The organism is Butyrivibrio sp. AE3003 (assembly GCF_000686065.1).
Taxonomy (GTDB): domain Bacteria; phylum Bacillota; class Clostridia; order Lachnospirales; family Lachnospiraceae; genus Butyrivibrio; species Butyrivibrio hungatei_A.
The window spans coordinates 2,789,461-2,811,318 of sequence record NZ_JMLX01000001.1 but is presented as its reverse complement, the minus strand read 5'-3'; the positions used below and the strand labels follow the sequence as shown (position 1 = coordinate 2,811,318).

Sequence of the window (21,858 nt, the reverse complement as noted above, 5' to 3'; positions counted from 1 at the left end):
TTATGTCTCCTTTTCTGTGTTATTGCTAAATCTTTCATTATCAAGGAAATCTGCCATCTCATCCTGTTTTGTGGGAAACAGATGTGCATATCGGTACGTGATCCTTTCTGTTTCATGCCCTACACGATTTCCAATCTCCAGTGCTGTAAATCCCTTATTGATCAGAAATGATACATGGCTGTGCCGCAAATCATGAATTCGGATAACCTTTACTCCTGCGGCTTTGCAACCCCTTTCCATTTCTGTAGAGAGAACATGTTTGGATAATGACTGAAATATCCTGTCACCGGGCTTGATATCGTAAAACATCTTCAGACAGTCCTTCATTTCCTCACACAGGAACTTTGGAAGTTTTATAACCCTATTGCTCTTTTTGGTCTTAGGCGTCGTTACAACATCCTCTCCGTGCATTCTCTGATAAGACTTATTGATCCTAAGCGTTGACTTTTCGAAATCAAAATCAGCCGGAGTAAGTGCAAGCAGCTCTCCTTCACGTATTCCGCACCAGTACAAGATTTCAAAAGCGTAATAGGAAATCGGCCTGTCCATGATAGCCTCGGCAAAAGCAAGATATTCTTCTTTTGTCCAGAATGACATTTCCTTTATATCTTCCTGCCCCATACAGCCCGCATTTCTCGCCGGATTAACGCTCAGGTGATAATACTTAGCCGCATGGTTGAAAAGTGCGCTTAGTTCCGCATGTATCGTTTTCAGATAACATGGTGAAAAAGTTTCTCCGTTAGCTTTCGTCAAACGCATCATTTCGTTCTGCCAGTCAATCACGTCCTTTGCGGTTATTTCAGAAAGCTTACGTTTTCCAAGATAAGGAAGGATCTTTTTTTCATATATGACCTGCTTTGTCATCCATGTGTTTTCCTTTAGTCTTGGTCTTACGTCCTTTTCGTAAAGTCCGTAAAAGGCTTCCAAAGTCATATCGATATCCGATGCCTGCTGAAGCTTAAACTGAGCTTCCCACTCAATAGCTTCTTTACGAGTAGAAAACCCTCTCTGGCATTTCTGCCTGTTCGTCCCGGTCCAGTCCTTATAACGGATCATCGCATACCAGGTACCGTTCTTGTCGTTCTTATAAACCGGCATTAAGCATCCCTCCTCTCATAATCCTTGGTCTGATAGAAGTGTTCATAGAAGAATTTGGTATCGATCCTTCCCTGAATGGTCTGAAATCCCATTTCCTGCATTTCCTTGTTAAGCTTTCTTATCAGCTTATAGGCGTAACTTTCAGAAACGCCGAGGATTTCCATAACATCTGCAACTCTTAAAAACATTTTTTCCATACATTTCTTTCCTTTCTTTGGTTTCGTTTTTGTTGATACTTCATTTGCCGTTTTCCTTTGACACTTTCCTGACGGGTAACCTCTGGGTTCGTTAGCCTTATAGACTGTTTTGGACTGCGCCGTTTTCGCTCCCTCCATACGCTCGCTTTCGGTCCTCGCATACTTTTCCGGAGTCATATCTGTGTCTCAGACGATCATTCAGTTTTCACTTAACATATTTGTTTAAGTTCATGGTTATAATACTAAACATATTTGTTAAAGTCAAGTGTATTGTTAAACATTTTTGTTTAATTGTTCTTGATTGTCCTAAACAAATATGTTAAGATAATCCCATCAAGCGAAAGGAGCCCTCACTATGGCAATAGGAGAACGAATCCATTTCTTCCGTAGTAAACGCGGAATGACACAAAAATATGTAGGTACTCAGATCGGCTTTGATGAAAAATCTGCCGATGTCCGTATGGCTCAATATGAGAGTGAAAATCGTGTTCCAAAGGATAACCTTGTTCAGGCAATGGCAGAGCTTTTTGACGTTAAACCTGATGCCCTGAAGGTTCCCGATATCGACTCTTTCACAGGGCTTATCCATACCCTCTTCGCTATTGAAGATCGCTACGGTCTCAAAATTGAAAAAGCAGAAGACGGACAACCTCAGCTTTATCTTGATTTAAGGAATCATCCGGGAAGCATGCAGCTTTTTGACATGCTTATGGACTGGATGGATAAATCTGAAGCACTTAAATCCGGTCAGATCACCCAGGATGAATATGATGCCTGGAGATATCACTATCCAACACCCGGTCAGACAACTCATTCACACTTTGAAGAAGTACCTGCTCAGGAATGATCTAAATAACTCTTCTTTGAATTGTTTCCATCGGCTAACATAAGGGCAAAAAGAAAAGGCCTTGCTAAGCTATTCATTAGCTTAACAAGACCTTTTTAAGTCTTTGCTGAAACCTCACCTGCTAACCTTTTGCATTACTCATAAATAATGCTCAATTATCAAGTGTTATCATTTTGTTATCAAATCGCTTTTCAAAATCCTTAGAATCCGCATAAATACTGCATTCTTCAGACTTCGTTAATTATTCAAGTTCCACTGTTCCCGGCGGCTTAGAAGTAAGGTCATACATTACGCGGTTAACGCCCTTAACCTCATTGATGATTCTGCTCATGACTTTCTGGAGAACTTCGAAAGGAATCTCGGAAGCCTCAGCTGTCATGAAGTCTACCGTCTCAACTGCGCGGAGAACAATTGCGTAATCGTAAGTTCTCTCATCGCCCATAACGCCTACAGAGCGCATGTTTGAAAGAGCTGCGAAGTACTGATCGGGAAGCTTTGATAAGCCGGCTGCCGCGATCTCTTCTCTGTAGATGTAGTCAGCATCCTGCACAATGCGAACCTTATCGGCTGTAACTTCGCCGATGATACGGATGCCAAGTCCCGGTCCTGGGAAAGGCTGACGGAATACTAGATACTCGGGAAGTCCGAGCTCAAGTCCGGCCTTACGAACCTCGTCCTTAAACAATGTCTTAAGGGGCTCAATGATTTCCTTAAAATCAACAAAATCAGGAAGTCCTCCTACATTGTGATGTGACTTGATAACGGCTGACTCACCGCCAAGTCCGGATTCTACAACGTCAGGATATATTGTACCCTGTGCAAGGAAGTCAACTGCGCCGATCTTCTTGGCCTCTTCCTCAAACACACGGATAAACTCTTCACCAATAATCTTACGCTTGCGCTCAGGCTCTTCTACGCCTGCAAGCTTTGCGTAATATCTGTCTGCCGCATTCACGCGGATAAAGTTGATGTCGAAGTTTCCTTTTTCACCGAATACGCCTTCAACCTCATCACCTTCATTTTTACGAAGAAGTCCGTGATCAACGAATACGCATGTAAGCTGCTTACCGATTGCCTTGGCAAGGAGAGCTGCAAGAACGGATGAATCAACACCTCCCGAAAGAGCAAGAAGAACCTTGCCGTCTCCAACCTTAGCCTTGATATCTTTAATTGTATTTTCTACGAAAGAATCCATTCTCCATGTACCTGCAGTCTCGCAGATATTTCTTACGAAGTTATGGAGAATCTCTTTGCCTTTAACTGTATGTAATACTTCGGGATGGAACTGAATAGCGTACAGTTTCTTATCTTCACAAGCCGCTGCAGCTACGGGACAATCCGCTGTGTGAGCAATGATATCAAATCCCGGTGCAACTTTGCTGATATAGTCGAAGTGACTCATCCATACGATAGTGTCATCCTCAACACCTGCAAACAACTTATCCTTAGATCCGTCAATAAATGTCTGTGTCTTACCGTACTCTCTTACAGGCGCTTTCTCAACCTTACCTCCGAGCACGTGCATCATGAGCTGCGCTCCGTAACAAAGTCCCAAAACAGGAATACCAAGCTCGAACAATTCCTTAGTATAAGTTGGTGCTCCATCCTCATAACATGAGTTGGGGCCTCCGGTCAAAATAATTCCCTTAGGCTCCATCGCCTTTATCTGCTCTATCGGAGTGCGATATGAATAAATCTCACAATAGACATTACATTCCCTGACACGACGAGCTACAAGCTGATTGTACTGTCCGCCGAAATCAAGAACTATTACTTTCTCTTCTGCAGTCATGGTTCCTCCCGAAAAAAATTTTACAACAACAATTATGCTCGATTATACACTATGGCATAAAGGCTAACAATTGGCACATCACACAAATCTTCTGACACAGATAATCGGTCTGTACATCGCTGAACTATACTTAATTCCCGTCTTCTGAGTACTTGCGTGAACAATCTGTCCTCCGCCTATATATATTCCCACATGCCCGCCGTAGTAGATAACATCTCCCGGCTGTGCATCGGAATATGAAACTTCCGTTCCGTAATTTCCCTGCTCCCATGATGTTCTGGGAACCGATATTCCAAACGCCTTGTAAACAGAATATACAAATCCTGAACAATCTGCGCCGTTTGTAAGACTTGTTCCGCCGGACACATATGGATTACCAACGAACTGGCAAGCATAGCTCGCAATATTAGAGCCTGAACCGCCTCCCGAAGGTGCCGGTGGAGGAGATGAGTTCTTGGAACCGCCTGAAGATGTAGAATCTCCCGAGCCACCTCCGTTATCTGCGCTTGCTCTCTGAGCTTCTTCACTCTTACGCTTCCTCTCAGCTTCTTCCGCCTCACGGGCAGCCTGTGCTGCTTTCTTGGTCTCATTGACCTCATTCTGCTTGGATGCGATCTGTTTCTGAAGAGCCGCCATATCAGCCTGCTGGCTCTTGATCTGTGCCGTATATAACGCAGCATCCTGTTTGGCTTTAGCAAGCTTTACCTCGTAATCAGAATATTTGGCCTTATACTCTTTTAGGACTTCTTCCATCTGATGCTGCTCTTCTTCCATCTCAAATTTGGAAGTTTCAAGCTGCCCCTTCTCCTCTTCGAGCTGTGTCTTTGCCTTATCGGCAGCCGTCTTCGCTTCTACATACTCCTTAAGCTTTTCCCTGTCATATTCATAAATCTGCTCAATATACTGGGCTTTATTAAGTGCATCAGAGTAGTCAGCCGCAGTCAAAAGAATCTGTATATAAGATGATTCTCCCTGCTCATATAAATACTTTATTCTCTTAAGCATTGCTTCATACAAGGTATCTTCTTTTTGCTTCGCATCCTCGTACTCAGCTGTTTTAACTTTTATCTGTTCTTCAGTTTTCTCAATTTCCTCTTTTATAAGATCTATATCAGCCATCATGGAAACAATTTCGTTTGAAGTTTCATCCATGGCTGCTTTTGTCTTTCCCTGATCTGCGGCGATCGAATTTACTTTGCCGTTGGCGTTATTGAGATTTTTCTGATTCTCATTCTTTTTCTTCTCAAGCTCTTTTTTCTGATTCTTTAATGCCTGTTCTTCCTGCTCCAGCTTATTCTGTTTTTGCTGTAAATCAGTACTGGTGGTAGCCCTTACAGGGTCCACCACCAGCATACTAAGGACTAAGGAAAGAGCTATCGCAGAAAAAAAGTAATCTTTTCTCATTTCATCCTCCTTGTCCCTCATTATTCAGTAACTCTATATAATTATAACACGTAACACCAAGAAATTGCTTGATTCTGCAAAATCAAAGCTCACAATTTCCGACTGTTCTCGGGAATGACTCAACGTCTCTGATATTTCCCATACCTGTGAGATACATTACGCAACGCTCAAATCCGAGACCAAATCCGGCGTGTCTTACACTTCCGTACTTTCTAAGGTCAAGATAGAACTGGTAATCATCCTTCTTCATTCCAAGCTCATCCATACGCTTCTCGAGAATCTCAAGGTCGTCTTCTCTCTGGCTTCCGCCAATAATCTCTCCGATTCCGGGAACAAGGCAATCTGCTGCTGCAACAGTCTTTCCATCGGGATTAAGCTTCATATAGAACGCCTTGATATCCTTAGGATAATCTGTTACGAAAACAGGCTTCTTGAATACTTCTTCAGTGAGATATCTCTCATGCTCTGTCTGAAGATCGCATCCCCATGATACCTTGTAATCAAACTTATCATTGTTCTTTGTAAGAATATCGATAGCTTCTGTATAAGTGATACGACCAAACTCGTTACCTACAACGTTGTTAAGTCTATCGATAAGTCCTTTGTCAATGAACTCGTTAAAGAATGCCATCTCTTCAGGGCAATGCTCAAGAACATAGTTGATAACGTACTTAAGCATAGCTTCTGCTGTGTCACAATCATCCTTAAGATCTGCAAAACACATCTCAGGCTCGATCATCCAGAACTCAGCGGCATGTCTTGTTGTATTGGAGTTCTCAGCACGGAATGTAGGTCCGAATGTATATACATTCTTAAATGCAAAAGCATAAGTCTCAACATTGAGCTGTCCGCTAACAGTGAGGTTAACAGGCTTTCCGAAGAAATCCTTTGAGAAATCAACAGCTCCGTCCTCAGTCTTGGGAACGTTGTTAAGATCGAGAGTTGTTACCTGGAACATCTCTCCGGCACCTTCACAGTCACTTCCTGTAATAAGAGGAGTATGAACATATACGAAATTTCTCTCCTGGAAGAAAGAATGAATAGCATATGCAGCAACTGAACGAACCTTGAATACTGCCTCAAAAGTATTTGTTCTTGCACGAAGATGAGGAATTGTTCTGAGGAACTCAAGAGTGTGTCTCTTCTTCTGAAGAGGATAATCTGAAGTAGATGTTCCCTCAATCTCAACTTCCTCAGCCTGCATCTCGAAAGGCTGCTTTGCGCCGGGTGTTGCAACGATTGTTCCTGTTGCGATAACCGCAGCACCTACGTTGAGCTTACTGATCTGTGCAAAGTTTGAAAGTGCATCCGAATATACGATCTGAAGTGGTTTAAAGTATGTACCGTCATTCAAAACTATAAATCCGATAGCCTTAGAATCACGGATACTTCTGATCCATCCTCCGACTGTCACTTTCTGTCCGACATATTTTTCTTGTTCTGTAAATAATGCTTTTATATCTGTAAGTTCCATGACATCCTCCAATTAAAAATATTTCCCAACAAATAAAACGCTTTATCAATTAGCAGGCTCAACCACATTTGCATTATCAACAAGGAATGCTACAACCTTATCTGCCATAAGGCCTTCCCTAATAGTCTTGGGATCAACATCACCCTTAAGTTCATCAAGTGAGCTGTATCCTGTAGTTCCTGCATCAAAAGCTTCCTTAAGATAATTCTCAACATCCTCATCAGAAATTGCAATATTTTCATTCTTAGCAATTGCTGCGAATGTAATAAACTGCTGAGCTACCTCATTTACCATGTTCTTCAAAAATGCATCGGCATCTGTCTGATCAGGAGCGGTATTCTGCATCATAATGCGAACAATATCGCTTGCTGTTGTAGGCTGTCCGTATGCTGTGTACATCTGAGCATAATTCTCAAGCTGCTCATTCTCCTGAACAAGGTAATAATTGAGAAGTTCCTGAGGGAAATCCTTAAACTCTGAGATTTCAATAACTTTCTCAATAACTGCAGACTCAACATCAGCTTTGTGTGTTGCCTCTGCTTCTTCTGTAAGCTGCTGCTTAGATGTTTCCTTAAGCTGCTCAAGATTTGTAACACCTTCCATTCCAAGGCCGGCTGCCCACTCATCTGTAGGCTCTTTTGACTTTTCACTTATCTTGTTAACTTTAACTGTAAATACAACCTTCTTACCTGCAAGATCCTTTGAACCGTATTCTTCAGGGAATGTAAGGTCAAGATCTACTGTATCTCCAAGTTTTACACCGACAAGTCCGTCTTCGAATCCGGGGATAAACATACCGGATCCGATATCAAGATCGAATCCCTTCGCTGTTCCGCCATCAAAAGCAACTCCGGTGTCAGCGTATTTTCCTTCGTAATCTATATTTGCAATATCACCCTTCTGTATAGGTCTGTCTGTAATCTCTGTCTTGGCAGGATTGGACTCAATAAGATTATTGATATATCCGTCAACATCCTCATCTGTCACAGATACGGGAGCAACCTCGACAGTAAACCCTTTATACTCGCCCAATGTGATGTAATCCATAGGATTTATATCATCAAGAGTCTTCACTTCAAGTTTGTCCAAATTCTGCAAAGATGCAATGTCGTTTGAGCCTGCTGCAGCAGCTGCTGCAACTGCTTCTGTAGATGAGCTCTCAGATGCCGCATCGCTTGCAGCCTCTTTAGACTTTGAGCCACATGCTGTAAGTGAAGTTACTGCCATTGCCACGACCAACAATACAGAAAGATTCTTTTTCATAATGCTTTCTCCTTTAAAATAATTTGATATATTCAAGAATATAGAATATCTTGCTATTTCATATCAAAACAATATTTCTTATACTACCACACCTTCCAAAATGATTAAAGTATTTTATTTGCCTATCTTCCTAAAGAATGCTACAATACTTTTTGCTATAATATAGTATATTGATTTTCGGAGGATAATAGATTGAGTACCGGTTTAATTGTATTTATCGTAATAGCAGTAATTTTAGTCGCAATAATCATTGCACTTATGATAATCGGCAGAAAAGCCCAGAAGAAGCAGGAAGAACAGCAGGTTCAGCTCGATTCCATGAAGCAGAGCATGTCTATGCTTATCATTGACAAAAAGAGAATGAAGATCAACGAAGCAGGTCTTCCGCAGGCCGTTATCGACCAGACTCCCAAGCTTCTTCGCAGATCCAAGCTTCCAATCCTTAAGGTAAGAGTCGGAAACAGGGTTATGAGCCTTATCTGTGATGAAAAGATTTTCGATTCAGTTCCCGTTAAGAAGGAAGTTAAGGCTTCTGTCAGCGGTATCTACGTAACAGAAGTTAAAGGCCTTCGTGGTAAGACTGTTACTCCTGAGAAAAAGAAAGGCTTCTTTAAGAACCTTGTTGCTAAGGCTCAGGAAAAAGCCGGCGCTAAGATGGTTAAATAATATTTGCTCAAAATATAAAGCTCTCGCAAGCGATGATAATATATCACGCGATGTGAGAGCTCTTTTTTTGCCTTATCTTGCTTTTATTTCTATTATCATTTTAGAGTCGGATAAAACCTCATCTCCGGATTTAATTATGTATTCCGCAGAAATTTCACCGATCACACCGTTTTCTTCATTCTTAAAATCAAGGCTCTTGGTGATAACTTCCATCTGCATCGATCCGTACGGTGTCTTGTAATCCATGACATATTCTTCGGCGCCAAATACCATCTTCGAATTCATAGCGCCTGTGCGCACGATCTCTACGCACTTTAAATCGGCAGGTACAGTGACTTTGTTGGCCACCTTTATTCTCTGGCCGCCCACATCCTGCACTTCATCATATTCTATACATACAGAGCCGTCCGAAAGGGCCTCGTAGATTCCTCTTGAGTTTGTATCAATGCGCTCTTCTTCGTTTCCGTCTCTTATGTGGATTCCTGCCACGTTTATATCAACTTTTTTCTTCATTTTACTATCTCAGTCCTCTTTACCGGGATTAATGGGTGCGGACAAAAAAGCTTCCGGCGCAAGCTTACTTTCAACAACTGCCTTATAACCCGCTTCTGCCGCTTCTTTTTTGTCGAATACGCCAAATACTGTGGGTCCGCTTCCTGTCATGAATGCACCTACAGCGCCCTCATTTCTGAGTATCTCTTCAATCTGCCCTACCTCTTTGTATTTGGATGCAGTGACATCTTCAAGAACATTTCCTATAAGAGAGCACATCTTCTTAAGATTACCTGCTTCTATTGCAGCCTTGATTCCGTCTATATCCGGATGTGTTATCACTTCCCTGCTGTCCAGCTCTTTATAAACCCAGCCTGTTGAAACATCTATCGCAGGCTTTGCGATAACAAGATAACAATCCGGCATGTCGCTTATAGTTGTCAGTTCCTCACCGATTCCCTCTGCAAGCGCCGTTCCTCCGATTATACAATACGGGATATCGGCGCCCAGAGACACAGCAAGCTCACAAAGCTCTTTTTTACTGAGGTTAAGTCCCCATAACTCATTCAAAGCCAGATATGCTGCCGCACCGTCTGTACTTCCACCTGCCATTCCCGCAGCTACAGGGATTCTCTTTACAAGGTGCATGGTAACACCTTTTTTCACATTATATTTGTCCTTAAGCTGCCCGGCCACCTTGCAGATAAGGTTCCTTTCATCAGTTTCGATCTTATCCGTAGATGCGGTCAAAATGATATCGCCGCTGTCATTATCCTCAAATGTAAGCGTATCGTACAGATCCACATTCTGCATTATCATCTTTACAATGTGATATCCGTCCTCACGAACTCCCGTAACATCAAGTCCGAGATTGATCTTTGCATATGCTTTTCTCTCAAGCTTCATAATTATATACTCCGAAATTATTTTTCTTCATCTTCTCACTCCGAAGGATCAAACTCAAGGAAAAAATAAAATTTTTAAAAATTTTCGATATTTCGCTAAAGTTTTTTGTATAATTACCGATATGAGGATTAGGTAAACCATAGTTTCGTTTCAGCGCGGTATTTAGTACCCTGTCGCAGAAAAGGAGTTCGATATGGGCGTAAACGGAATTACCGAGGTTACTAACAACATCGCAACCACCTATGCTTCATCAGTTAATCCGTCAGTAGACGAGAAGAGTAAAAACGATGAAGTAAAGGAAAAGACCCAAGCTGCAGCCGTGTACGAAAAATCTGAGGAAAGTGATACAAAAAACGTATCTTCCAAAGAAGCGGACCGGACCAAGATCATCAAGCAGATGCAGGCAGATGTAGCAATGCGCCAGCAGCAACTTTTGAACATTGTTCAGAAGATGATGGGCAAGCAGGCCAGAGCCTACGGCATCGCCAACTCTGACAACGATGAGGATTCAATGTGGAAGTTCCTTGCAAAAGGGGATTTCACAGTGGATGCAGCAACTAAGGCACAGGCAGAGGCTGACATTGCCGAGGACGGCTACTGGGGCGTCAAGCAGACATCCGAGCGAATCCTCGATTTTGCCACCACACTGGCCGGAAACGATCCTGAAAAGCTGGAAAAGATGAGAGCTGCTTTTGAGAAGGGTTATGCTCAGGCAGAGAAAACTTGGGGAGGCGAGCTTCCCGAGATTTCAAAAAACACCTTCGACGCAGTTATGAAAGGCTTTGACGAATTAACCGGCAAGACAATGACTGAATAATACGTTGCTAGTAACAAAAAAGGACTGTCACTTTAGATGATCACTCATCTAAGTGAAGTCCTTTTTTCATGTTATTCATATGTTCTTCGTATATTTTTGCTTCCGACCTTGGTTCTTCCGATGCATCGGTACTTGCCGCCTCAGTAACAGAAGCTGCAGCGCTCTCTTCAAGTTCCGCCATCCGCTGAATCCTCATTACCGAAACATTTGTCGCAACGCCGCTAAGCATATCATGTGCCCACGGACTGACCGTGCATATGAAAATAATAAGAAAAACCAATGCGATCAACGCACCTATTGCATATAATAACGCTTCCAATATCTTCTTTATAATCATAATCTTTCCTTTACAGACCGCTTCCCTGCGTCCCCTTGTCTGTTTGTTTTTTATTCTATCATCACAATATTAAAAAACGTTAAAGGATTGATTATATATAGATAAAAGAACTATTTATACAATCTTACGTATGTCGTTTATGTCCTTAACATCGTACTTCTTCATGTACTCTTCGATGCCATCCACTACTTTTTCCGTAGTATAAGGATCGTGGAAGTTCATTGCTCCGACTGCAACCGCTGTTGCTCCTGCCATGATGAACTCGATTGCATCCTCAGCATTGGCAATTCCGCCCATTCCTATAACGGGAATATCAACCGCATGAGATGCCTCATATACCATTCTTACGGCAACAGGCTTGATCGCAGGGCCGGACATTCCTCCGGTCTTATTTGCAAGCGCGAACTTTCTCTTATAAATATCAATCTTCATTCCCGTAATCGTATTTATAAGTGAGATCGCATCCGCTCCCGCAGCTTCTGCAGCCTTTGCCATTTCAGAGATACTGGTGACATTGGGGCTGAGCTTCATGATTATCGGCTGCTTTGCCACCTTCTTGATCTTCTCTGTTATGTCATAAAGCGCATCTTTATTCTGACCGAAAGCAATGGCTCCTTCCTTAACGTTAGGACATGAAACGTTGATCTCAAGCATATCTACACGCTCTTCATCGCCAAGTCTCTCTACAACTTCCAGATAATCTTCTACGGACTTTCCGCATACATTTACAATGACCTTAGTGTCATATTTTTTCAAAAACTCTAGATCACGTTTTGCAAACACATCAATTCCGGGGTTCTGAAGACCTATCGCATTAAGCATACCACCGTACACTTCAGCAACTCTGGGTACCGGATTTCCGGGCCACGGCACGTTTGCAACACCTTTAGTTACTACTGCGCCAAGTTTATTAAGATCTACAAAGTCCGAGTATTCCATTCCCGAACCGAATGTTCCCGAAGCTGTCATTACGGGATTTTTAAATTTAACTCCTGCTATTTCAACTGTTGTATTCATATCACATCTCCAAATCGTCAGCATCAAAAACCGGGCCGTCGGTACAAATTCTCGCATTATGAACGTGAGAATGGTCATCAATTTCCTTTGTCTTACAGATACAGCCAAGGCAAGCACCTACGCCGCATGCCATTCTTTCTTCAAGAGAAAGATATGCCTTTGCACCAACCTCGGATGCATATGCTTTTATTGCTCTGAGCATAGGCATAGGACCGCATGCAAAAATAACGTCGCACTCTATTTTCTCTGCTTTCATTGCATCAATGACATTTCCCTTTGTTCCGACACTACCGTCTTCGGTTGCGATGTACATCTTGGCATACTTAGAAAATTCATCAGACAAAAATGTCTCACTGTTTCTATATCCCATAACTGCACTGACGTCTTCGGAAGAAAGCCTCTTTGCTGTCTCAAGAAGCGGTGGCACGCCGATTCCTCCGCCCATTACAACTACCTTTTTTCCCTCGGCAGCTTCAAGCGGAAAGCCGTTTCCCAAAGGTCCGAGGACATTTATATAATCACCCGGCTGATAAAGCGCAAACTCCGCCGTTCCGGATCCGACAACTCTGTAAACAAGTCGAATTGCCGATTTCTCTGCATCAACTTCGCATATACTGATAGGTCTTGGAAGTAATGTAGATTTATTTACAGGATATACCCCAACAAACTGACCGGGCTTAACATCGCCAGCAAATGGCGTTTCAAGCCACATATCATATATTCCGTCCGCAAGAAGCTTCTGACTGAGAACCTTCGCTTCTTTTTTCATTTTTTTAGCCATTAAGAACTCTCCTCATTTATATATTTCTTCCATAGCGAAGCGCTTTATATTTGATAGGAATCTCCTATCAAATATAAAATTACTGCGCTAAAGTATACTCTGTATCCCCAAGCATAAGCACGTCATCTTTAATGAAATACTTGATTGCCTGTGAAGGATCGTTATCATATTGTATTCTCTCATCGTTCCATACAAACCAGTAATCACTTTCATTTCCCGAATTATGTATTCCGGTTTTGTCACTGTAAAATACAATATAATCTCTCCACTTATACTGCATCCTCGAATCCTGATAATCTTCTTCTCTCTCGCGAATGTATACGGAGGCTTTTCTTCCTGTCCTCTTCGGATCCACAAAATCTGTAAATTTCACGTACTCATTGCCGTGCTTATCGACAATCTCCATCCACTTATCATATGAAATCTCATTGGTAGTATCCCAATAAGGACTTTCGTCAGAATAAAAATACCTGATTTTCTCTGTATTCACCAGATATTCATCACGGAGTCCTTCGACAACTTCAAGCTCATCATTGACAAATTTATAAAATGTAGCAACCTCCAATACCGATTTTGAAGGCATTGTACTTGGTTTGCTGTCTTCCTTGATGATTGTTCCGTCTGTTCCAAAATAATAAGTTTCGTCTTCTTCGCTTTTTAATACATGTACCATTACACTTTCCTGTAATGTAAAGATATCAAAAATAAGCGTATGATATCTGTCTTTTCCCGGTATGTCGGTGTCTTTTATACATGAATTAGCGCCAATGATAAGCTCCTTTATCCCGTCACCGTCAAGATCTCTTATCACATAGCCATATCGCAGATCTTCGGCCTCACTTCTGTATGTATTATATACATTTGAAGAAACATCCAGCCCTTTGAGATCTCCTTTTTCGACGCAATACCTTATGTCATCGATAAACTGCTCGTACGATCCATACTTCTCTTCATCAACTTCTTCGGAAGCTCCGTCTTCACCGGATTCGCTATTTTCGCTGTTCGAAGCCAAGCTCGCATCTGCACCAAGAATATCAACGGCATCTGTGGCTATCTCTTCACCGGCTCTGCTTCCATTGATCGCACTTGCTTCTGTACGACATCCTGTCAAAAAAACGGACACCATAAGTGCTAAAATAAATCTTTTCTTCATTCTTTCATTCCTTTATCAATCTGCTTCATATACCACTTTTCCACAGCATATTGTATATAAAACACGCGCCGGGAATTTCTCTCCCAAGAACGGTGTATTTGAGGCCTTTGAATATGTCTTATCAAACACCCACTCTGTCTTATTGTCAAATATCACAAGGTCTGCCTTTCCTCCGACTTTCACACTTCCCGCATCCAGACCGTAGATCTTGGCAGGGCAGATTGTCATGCGCTTTAACAGCTCAGAAAGCGTCATATATCCCTTGTCGACAATTTCTCTTATTCCCAGCAAAAGAGATGTTTCTATTCCGGTTATTCCACTCGGAGCCTCTTTTATCGGCTTATCCTTCTCTTCCTTTGAATGAGGCGCATGATCGGTAGCGATCATCTCTATCGTGCCATCCTTAAGGCCCTCGATTATTGCAAGTCTGTCAGACTCAAGTCTGAGCGGAGGATTCATTTTTGCCAAAGTTCCGTGCTTTAAAAACCGCATCCTCCGTAAGTGTGAAATGATGCGGAGTTGCCTCGGCATAAACTTTCACGCCTCTCTTTTTGGCCTGTCTTATAAGATCGACTGACTCAGCTGCGCTTATATGCTGCACGGTTATCTTTGCCCCCGTCCTCTCAGCTATCTCAATATCTCTTTTCACCATTGAAATCTCTGCTTCTCTGGGTGAGCCTGTGATTCCAAGCTTCCCTGCAACAGCGCCCGCATTGATTCCGTTGTCTGTAATAAACTTAGGATCTTCTTCGTGGAGACTAACAACTTTATCAAGTACCGCAGCTTTTTTACAAACAGCCTCCATTATCTTCTCATCGGTTATGGGTTTTCCGTCATCTGTAAAAAGAACTGCTCCTGCATCAAGCAGCTTTTCCATATCCACCTGCTCTTTTCCCTCCATGTTCATGGTCACATTTGCGCAGGTATACACGTTGATTCCCGTTTTCTTGCCCTTATCAAGAGCATACTTTATTGTCTCGACATTATCCATATGCGGATTGGTATTTCCCATCATGACAACCGATGTAAATCCGCCTCTTGCCGAAGCTCTCGCTCCTGTCTCTATATCTTCTTTATACGTAAATCCGGGGTCCCTGAAGTGAACATGTCCGTCAACAAGTCCCGCCGTTACTATTTTTCCGTCTGCATCTATCACTTGATTTGCGGTATCCTGCAAAAGTTTTTCCACTTTTACACAATCTTTATCCACAATATCCACAATTTTTGTACCATTTATTATTATATCTTTATATCCTTCATAGCCTGATTCGGGCTCGATAAGGTATCCATTCTTAATAATCAGCATTACATTTCTCCTCGGCTGCTTTTGTTTTGCATATTACTCTGCCCCATTATACGACAAAATAAATAATAATGGCATTAAATTATATGGTAAAATATGTTTTGAATCAGAGAATCATTTATAGAAACGAGGTTTTACATTTTATGATACGTTTTATCGCTGCAATACTATTCATCGTGATATTCCTGATCGTGAGTATCCCGATTCAGCTTGTTCTTTTGATAATCAAAAAATCCAATCCTTACGCTGTCAAAACAGCTTCTTTAAAAATCGTCGGTTTTGCATTTAATACCGTTATGCTGATATGCGGCATAAAAGTTACCGTTATCGGCGAAGAAAATGTCCCCAAGGATCGTTCCGTTTTGTATGTCGGAAATCACAGAAGCTACTTTGATATCGTAGTTACTTACCCCAGAGTTCCCAGACCTACGGGTTATATTTCAAAAGATGTCATCAAAAAGATTCCCATTCTTGGCTACTGGATGATCTTCCTCGATTGTCTGTTCCTCGACAGATCTGATATCAGAAAAGGTCTCGAGATGGTACTTGCAGCTATCGAAAAAGTTAAGAGCGGCATTTCAATGTGTATCTTCCCCGAAGGAACAAGAAACAGCACTGACGCTCCTATGCTCGATTTCCACAAAGGAAGCTTTAAGATTGCCCAGAAATCAGGATGTCCCATTGTTCCTATGGTAATCAACCACTCGCGTGACATTTTCGAAAATCACATTCCTTTTATCAAACCTACTCACGTTGTTATCGAGTATTGTAAACCCGTTGTCATCAGTGAACTTGATAAGGAAGATCAGAGAAATATCGACAGCTATGTGAAAAATATCATCGAAGAAACTTACATTAAAAACGAAAAACTTCCTCTGTAATCTATTATAAATCAATATTTGATTAGAGAAAAACCGCTGTAGCATGTTACCATGTTACAGCGGTTTATTTTTATTTATCAGCCTTTGCTTCCCTTGGAACCTCCGCCAAGCTTTACGCCCTCAAGTACGTTTGTCTCGAAAGAATAAACAACCTTGTGATTCTCTCTGTCAGCCTTGAGTGCAAGCTGGATCATGTTGTCCAAAAGATGCTCATATTTCATTCCAAGGGGCTCCCAAAGATAGAATGAAAGCGATCCCGGAATTGTATTAATCTCATTGAAATATACGTTATTAGTCTCCATATCAATCATGAAGTCGATTCTTGAAACTCCCGAACAGCCTAGCGCGATGAACGCATCTACAGCCATCTTTCTGATTTTGTCACGCATCTCATCAGAAATGTCTGCAGGAATCTTTCTCTTAAGAGAAGCCATTCCCTTGCTTCCGCCTGACTTTGCGCCCTTAGCGGATCCCTTTGATCCACCACCGATATACTTATCTTCAAAACTAAGAATATCATCAGAGTTGATAGGCTCTTCACACTCAGATGCCTCAGCTGACTCATAATCGCCGAGAACCGAGCAGTTAATCTCTTTAAGCTTAGAAATAGCGTGCTCAACAAGAATCTTCTTGGAGAACTCAAATCCAAGATCTAGAGCTTCAAGAAGAGATGCTCTGTCAGATGCTTTCTTGATTCCGATACTTGAACCAAGGTTAAGAGGCTTTATGATAACGGGATACTCAAATGTTCCCTCGATCTTTGCTACAAGCGCGTCAACGTCCTCATAGTCTTTCCATGTATAGCATTTGCAATCAAGAACAGGAATATCATTGTCCTTAAGAACAGTCTTCATTACATATTTGTTCATTCCGACCGCGGATGAAAGAACATCACATCCTACAACGGGAAGACCGAGTGTTGCAAGGAATCCCTGAAGTGTTCCGTCTTCCACGTTTGTTCCGTGAACGATGGGGAATGCAACGTCAACCTGAGTCATAACGTTATTTCCGAATTTCTTCATAGGATATCTTACAAGATTAACCTTGTCATTCTCTTTTACCCATACAACCTGTGTGCTCTTGGCAAGGAGCTGGTTAATGTGAGTGTACTCCTCAATCTTATCGATGTCATCTCCAACATAGAAGTCGTTGTTTTTTGTGATGTAAACAGGCACAACATCGTATTTTTCCTTATTGATATGTCCTATTGCCTGAATCGCAGAGATAATTGAAATCTCATGCTCTGTACTTTTTCCGCCGAATAAAACCGCAACTTTAAGCTTCATAGTATCCCTCTTTCATAATTTCTTTTTTGATCATGTATAGTTATCGGGAAGATCATTCTCAAGAAGTATTACTTTTTCTCTTCCCGCTTCAAGCTCGTACATAAGCTGTGTAGCTTCCGTGAGGCTGCTCTTTACAAAGAGCTTATCCTCTGCAAATCCTGCACCAAGTGCTCCCTTTTTGATCGCATGAGTCTGCTTCTCACCTACAAGTATGATGTAGTCGCAAACGCCTGCAGCCTGTCTTCCGAACTCTTCGTTGTACTCATCCTCTTTTGCCCCGAGTTCTACCATCCCGGGTGTTACAAGTATCTTTACCGAGTTCTCAAAAAGAGCAAGTGTCTCAAGCGCAACTTTCGCTCCGTTAGGATTGGAGTTATACGCATCATCAAGTATTGAAACAGCGCCGTGTCTTACAAGTTCAAGTCTGTGTGGAACGGGCTGTATTCTTCTTACCGCCATGCGAAGCTTGTTCATCGGAACTCCGAAGCTTGCCGCAACTGCGATAGCACCCGCAATATTTTCCACGTTATGTCTTCCGACGAGCTTCGTACTGAATTCAGAAGTCTCGCCCTCAGGTGTAGTCACATTAAATGTCGTTCCCGCTCCCGTAACGGAAATATCGGAAACCCTGTAATCGCATCCTTCTGAAACACCGTAAGTTATGGCATCCTTATATTTCATGTTTGCCATGACTATCTCATTGTCACCGTTTGCAAACTTAAGGTGCTTACCCTTTGCTGCGCCCTCTGCCTTTTCCTTCTCGTCAACCGCATCAAGAAGTTCATACTTGGTGCTGACGATATTCTCAAGTGAATGGAACGTCTCAAGATGCTGGTAACCTATTGATGTAAGTATACCATCATCCGGATGAACAATATCCGTTATCTCTTTTATATCATGAAGATGTCTTGCTCCCATCTCGCAAACAAATATCTCATGTGTGGGAACCATCTTCTCTCTGATAGTCCTGACAATTCCCATCGGAGTGTTATAGCTCTCGGGAGTCATCAAAACTCTGTATTTTTCTGAAAGAAGTGTTGTCAGATAATATTTAACGCTTGTCTTACCGTAACTTCCCGTAACACCGATTATTCTAAGTCCCTGATGCTCTTTAAGAATTCTTTTCGCATCATCGATAAACCACTGATTTATCCTCTTCTCGACAGGTTTGTTAATAAGATTTGAAAGTGCAACTACAAGAGGCAGACAACCTATATAAGCCGCAACAAAAAATGCAGCAACCGCATGCTTACCTGCGCTCCAATCAGCACCGAAAGCCACGCAGATACCTGCTATAAGTGCCACGATCACTAACAGAACGGCATAGGTTACAAATAATCTCTGAACCCTTTGTGTAACTACAAACTTTTTCTTCGCCTTCTTGGGAATATACATAACCGCCATAAGCGCCAGAAAAACGATAGCAAGAACAAACAGCCCTCCCGCTATCTTGTTCATATCGGTCTCTTCCAGAGCTTCCGCATATTCAAAAAATCCCGCACCGAAGATAGCCGCAGCCGCACCTGCATGAAGTCCGTATTTAGTAACAGTGGTCTTTAAAAATCTAAAATACCCCTGAAACTGATAGCTCGATAACTGAAGCATGTGCGTGTAGTAACGAAGCCCCAATACCGCAGCGCAAAGATATACTATGATAAATAATATAAGTATCGCTCCCAAATATCCCTCTCCTTAATTCTTGATTCCAAGAAAGCTTCCCAGAATCTTGTTATATACATAGAGATTATCAAGAAATGAGTAATGACCTGCTCCCTCTATGACCGCAAGTCCCGCCTCAGGCATAAGTTCTTCCATCTTTTGTCCGTCAGATAACGGTGTAGCCGTATCCTTATCACCCCAGATAAGAAGAACCGGCTGCGTAACTGACGGCATGCTCGGAACCATATCCTCATTTACCGCCATTACAAGGCTCTTTCGCATTACAGGAGATGCCGCTGCATAATCCGCACTTCCAAACTTCTTCTGAAGCTTATCAAGTGCTTTCGGATCAAGCTTAAGCAATCCGCTCTTTGTGATGAAATTCTTATAGAACTTGTATCTTCTTGACCTCTTTACCTGAGCCTTGGTCTTAACGGGAATAACTCCGGCTGAATCTGTAAGTACGATCTTAGGGATCGTAAATCCCGGAGAAAGCTTGCCCTCATTTATTCCGGAAGCAAGTTTTATTATTATTCTTCCGCCCATGGAATGACCGAGGAAGATCACTTCTTTATCATCGGGATAAAGAGTCTTTATAAAGTCGATCACGAAATTCATGAAATCTTCAACGCTCATGGGTTCTTTGGGCTCATCGCTTTTTCCAAAGCCGGGCATATCCATTGCAACAACATGATAGCCTCTTTTTGCAAAATTAATAACCCCCGCAAAAAGATCTATGTTGGAGCCCCATCCGTGAAGCATAACAAGTAAAGGTCCTGTTCCTTCATCTATGTAGTTTATATTTAGTCCGTTTATATTAACATTCATTTGGTTAACTATAGCACCATGATTCTGCCCATGCAAATCCCACAGTTTGCAAAAACATTGCAAAAAATGCTCTATATCGAAGTGCTATTCCTCTCCCTTTTTTTCAAGCACACTGAGCATAAATACTAACAGCGCATCAGCCTGCGGATCGTTCAGGATTCCGACTCCTGCTTCATCTGCATAAGTCCTCTCCGTTGCATCCGTAACGTAATTAACGGCTCCCGGATTCATACCCATCAAAAAATGCGCATGGTTCTCTATGATAGTAGTGTACTCATGGTTATATATTATATGGTCGGTTATGGTAAGACATCTCATATCATCCAAAAGCTCATCAAAAGCCTTCTCATCGGTCTTTGTTACCAGATAGGCCGATTGTCCTGCCTTCTGCGCAATATCCTCAGAACGCTTCATTAGAAGCTTCATAAGGTACTCACATCTTGCAACGTCAACCTGCTGACTTGTAGAAAGATATGTCACCGAACCGATCAGTATATTCTCATCCGTATTGAAAATCCGGTCAAAATTAGTTCTGCCAAAGTAATCCTCAAGAACTGTCACGTACCCTGAGTTTCCCGTTGCTCTGTATAGTTCTGCCGCAGCCTTAAATACCGTGGTGCTGTCCTGCGCCTTCTGGTTGTTAAAATAGCAGCTCCACGCTCTGTCCGCTGCTTTAAGGCATGTTGTCGCAAATTCGCCGTCATACTTCTGATAGATATAGCTGAATTTGGCAAGCACCGATGCAAAATTTATCGTCGCATCCATAGAAACCGGTGTAACTGTGACAGGGTATGTCATTACATCTCCGCCACCCGAACTGTCGGTAAGCGCCGCACCGTACTCTCCTCCTGTCTTTGCATCCTGCATCTTTAAAAGCCATTCAACTTCATACCTAACCTCATCAAGAATATCAGGTATACCGTTTCCGCTCTCGGGAATTCCCGCTTCATCAGTAAAAGCCGCTTCGTTCATCTCATAAGCAAGAAGAAGATTCTCCGCAACCTTACATCCGACCGTCGTATCTCTGTCAGCCTGCTCGTCCATGTGCCATCCGCCCGTAACATCTATCTCTGTTTCAGGATGTTCCTGAAGATGAGCAGGTGTAGTGTGACAGGCACTGTGCGCATTTTCACCCGCATATTCTTCGGACAATGACATTCCGCACCTGTTAATGTAGTATTTTTTGCACGCCTCATTAAATACGTTCGCGTACACATCTTCCGATACGGTAAAAGAATATGATTCTCCGATTATATCCGCGCATGCATAATAGGTTCCTTCTTCCTTCAGATCTGTAAAGTATCCTATGCCGGTAAATTCTTTTGTCTCTTCGTTATAGACAGACTTGACCACATCTCCAATGTATTTTTCTTCTTTTGTTCCAAGCTCCTTTATACTGAATGTCTTTGGGAGCTTCTTTCCGTGTAATATAACTGTTTTAACCGAGTCTGTCTTATATCCGACCTGGTCGGCAAGGACGCTCGGGATCTGATTAGGAACGCTGTAATCACCGCCTCCTCCGTTTTCCGGGCCTTTTGAACCTGCCTCGACCATATCAACCTGTTTTTCAGCAGAAGAAGCGCCGCAGCCTGCGACGCTTCCAATAAGCGACAGTGTCAGCACTGCCGCAATTATTCTGTTTTTCCGCCTCATAACA

At 42.3% G+C, this 21,858-nt stretch carries 20 protein-coding genes and 1 pseudogene; 4 read left to right on the top strand and 17 right to left on the bottom strand.

The window, feature by feature from the left end; genetic code table 11:
• Together CD00_RS0113460 and CD00_RS21530 are read right to left on the bottom strand one after the other, a co-directional pair.
• Window positions 1-1,098, bottom strand: a complete 1,098-nt coding sequence (locus CD00_RS0113460; protein ID WP_026656440.1) for a site-specific integrase — start codon at window positions 1,096-1,098, stop codon at window positions 1-3.
• Window positions 1,098-1,472, bottom strand: a complete 375-nt coding sequence (locus tag CD00_RS21530) for a hypothetical protein (protein ID WP_330370429.1) — start codon at window positions 1,470-1,472, stop codon at window positions 1,098-1,100. Before CD00_RS21530 ends, CD00_RS0113460 begins: the two co-directional genes overlap by 1 nt.
• Before the next feature lie 178 nt (window positions 1,473-1,650).
• On the opposite strand from CD00_RS21530, the gene CD00_RS0113450 reads away from it, so the two are divergent.
• Entirely contained in the window at window positions 1,651-2,142 is a 492-nt protein-coding gene (locus CD00_RS0113450) for a helix-turn-helix domain-containing protein (RefSeq protein ID WP_026656438.1), read from the top strand.
• Between the two features lie 241 nt (window positions 2,143-2,383).
• On the opposite strand, the gene guaA is transcribed toward CD00_RS0113450, so the two are convergent.
• The 4 genes from guaA to tig form a co-directional block, all read right to left on the bottom strand.
• Complete coding sequence (guaA, locus tag CD00_RS0113445) at window positions 2,384-3,934, bottom strand: glutamine-hydrolyzing GMP synthase (protein ID WP_026656437.1); 1,551 nt, start codon at window positions 3,932-3,934, stop codon at window positions 2,384-2,386.
• A gap of 78 nt (window positions 3,935-4,012) precedes the next feature.
• Complete coding sequence (locus tag CD00_RS0113440) at window positions 4,013-5,338, bottom strand: C40 family peptidase (protein ID WP_026656436.1); 1,326 nt, start codon at window positions 5,336-5,338, stop codon at window positions 4,013-4,015.
• A gap of 82 nt (window positions 5,339-5,420) precedes the next feature.
• A complete protein-coding gene (asnS, locus tag CD00_RS0113435; RefSeq protein ID WP_026656435.1) occupies window positions 5,421-6,812 on the bottom strand; it encodes an asparagine--tRNA ligase in 1,392 nt (463 codons plus the stop codon).
• Window positions 6,813-6,857: 45 nt separating this feature from the next.
• The gene (tig, locus tag CD00_RS0113430) at window positions 6,858-8,075 is read right to left on the bottom strand and encodes a trigger factor (RefSeq protein WP_026656434.1); all 1,218 of its coding nucleotides are present in this window, start codon (window positions 8,073-8,075) and stop codon (window positions 6,858-6,860) included.
• Between the two features lie 192 nt (window positions 8,076-8,267).
• Here tig and CD00_RS0113425 point away from each other — a divergent pair, with 192 nt between their 5' ends.
• The gene (locus tag CD00_RS0113425; protein WP_026656433.1) at window positions 8,268-8,741 is read left to right on the top strand and encodes a hypothetical protein; all 474 of its coding nucleotides are present in this window, start codon (window positions 8,268-8,270) and stop codon (window positions 8,739-8,741) included.
• Window positions 8,742-8,813: 72 nt separating this feature from the next.
• Here the strand turns inward: CD00_RS0113425 and CD00_RS18455 are convergent, their stop codons facing one another.
• A complete protein-coding gene (locus CD00_RS18455) occupies window positions 8,814-9,254 on the bottom strand; it encodes a DUF1934 domain-containing protein (RefSeq protein ID WP_034462145.1) in 441 nt (146 codons plus the stop codon).
• A 9-nt stretch (window positions 9,255-9,263) separates the two neighbouring features.
• Window positions 9,264-10,139, bottom strand: coding sequence for a 4-(cytidine 5'-diphospho)-2-C-methyl-D-erythritol kinase (ispE, locus tag CD00_RS0113415; protein ID WP_051594207.1), 876 nt, complete (start codon window positions 10,137-10,139; stop codon window positions 9,264-9,266).
• A 193-nt stretch (window positions 10,140-10,332) separates the two neighbouring features.
• Between ispE and CD00_RS0113410 the strand changes: the two genes are divergently transcribed.
• Entirely contained in the window at window positions 10,333-10,956 is a 624-nt protein-coding gene (locus tag CD00_RS0113410; protein ID WP_026656431.1) for a hypothetical protein, read from the top strand.
• A 40-nt stretch (window positions 10,957-10,996) separates the two neighbouring features.
• Here the strand turns inward: CD00_RS0113410 and CD00_RS0113405 are convergent, their stop codons facing one another.
• From CD00_RS0113405 to CD00_RS18450, 5 genes and pseudogenes are all read right to left on the bottom strand, one after another.
• On the bottom strand, window positions 10,997-11,293 hold the full coding sequence (locus tag CD00_RS0113405) for a hypothetical protein (protein WP_026656430.1): 297 nt from the start codon (window positions 11,291-11,293) through the stop codon (window positions 10,997-10,999).
• A 114-nt stretch (window positions 11,294-11,407) separates the two neighbouring features.
• Window positions 11,408-12,310: a dihydroorotate dehydrogenase gene (locus CD00_RS0113400; protein WP_026656429.1), complete on the bottom strand. Its 903-nt coding sequence runs from the start codon at window positions 12,308-12,310 to the stop codon at window positions 11,408-11,410.
• A 1-nt stretch (window position 12,311) separates the two neighbouring features.
• Window positions 12,312-13,091: a dihydroorotate dehydrogenase electron transfer subunit gene (locus CD00_RS0113395; protein WP_026656428.1), complete on the bottom strand. Its 780-nt coding sequence runs from the start codon at window positions 13,089-13,091 to the stop codon at window positions 12,312-12,314.
• A 79-nt stretch (window positions 13,092-13,170) separates the two neighbouring features.
• Entirely contained in the window at window positions 13,171-14,244 is a 1,074-nt protein-coding gene (locus CD00_RS0113390; RefSeq protein WP_026656427.1) for a hypothetical protein, read from the bottom strand.
• A gap of 15 nt (window positions 14,245-14,259) precedes the next feature.
• A pseudogene (locus CD00_RS18450) lies at window positions 14,260-15,550 on the bottom strand (dihydroorotase).
• A gap of 140 nt (window positions 15,551-15,690) precedes the next feature.
• Between CD00_RS18450 and CD00_RS0113380 the strand changes: the two are divergent.
• Entirely contained in the window at window positions 15,691-16,428 is a 738-nt protein-coding gene (locus tag CD00_RS0113380) for a lysophospholipid acyltransferase family protein (protein WP_026656426.1), read from the top strand.
• Between the two features lie 77 nt (window positions 16,429-16,505).
• Here CD00_RS0113380 and CD00_RS0113375 read toward each other — a convergent pair whose 3' ends face one another.
• From CD00_RS0113375 to CD00_RS19490, 4 genes are all read right to left on the bottom strand, one after another.
• Complete coding sequence (locus tag CD00_RS0113375) at window positions 16,506-17,714, bottom strand: D-alanine--D-alanine ligase family protein (protein WP_026656425.1); 1,209 nt, start codon at window positions 17,712-17,714, stop codon at window positions 16,506-16,508.
• 30 nt (window positions 17,715-17,744) lie between these two features.
• Complete coding sequence (locus CD00_RS0113370) at window positions 17,745-19,394, bottom strand: Mur ligase family protein (RefSeq protein ID WP_051594206.1); 1,650 nt, start codon at window positions 19,392-19,394, stop codon at window positions 17,745-17,747.
• A 12-nt stretch (window positions 19,395-19,406) separates the two neighbouring features.
• Window positions 19,407-20,201, bottom strand: coding sequence for an alpha/beta fold hydrolase (locus CD00_RS0113365; RefSeq protein WP_026656423.1), 795 nt, complete (start codon window positions 20,199-20,201; stop codon window positions 19,407-19,409).
• Between the two features lie 84 nt (window positions 20,202-20,285).
• The gene (locus tag CD00_RS19490; protein WP_196803736.1) at window positions 20,286-21,854 is read right to left on the bottom strand and encodes a glycoside hydrolase family 9 protein; all 1,569 of its coding nucleotides are present in this window, start codon (window positions 21,852-21,854) and stop codon (window positions 20,286-20,288) included.
• Window positions 21,855-21,858: the final 4 nt, after the last annotated feature.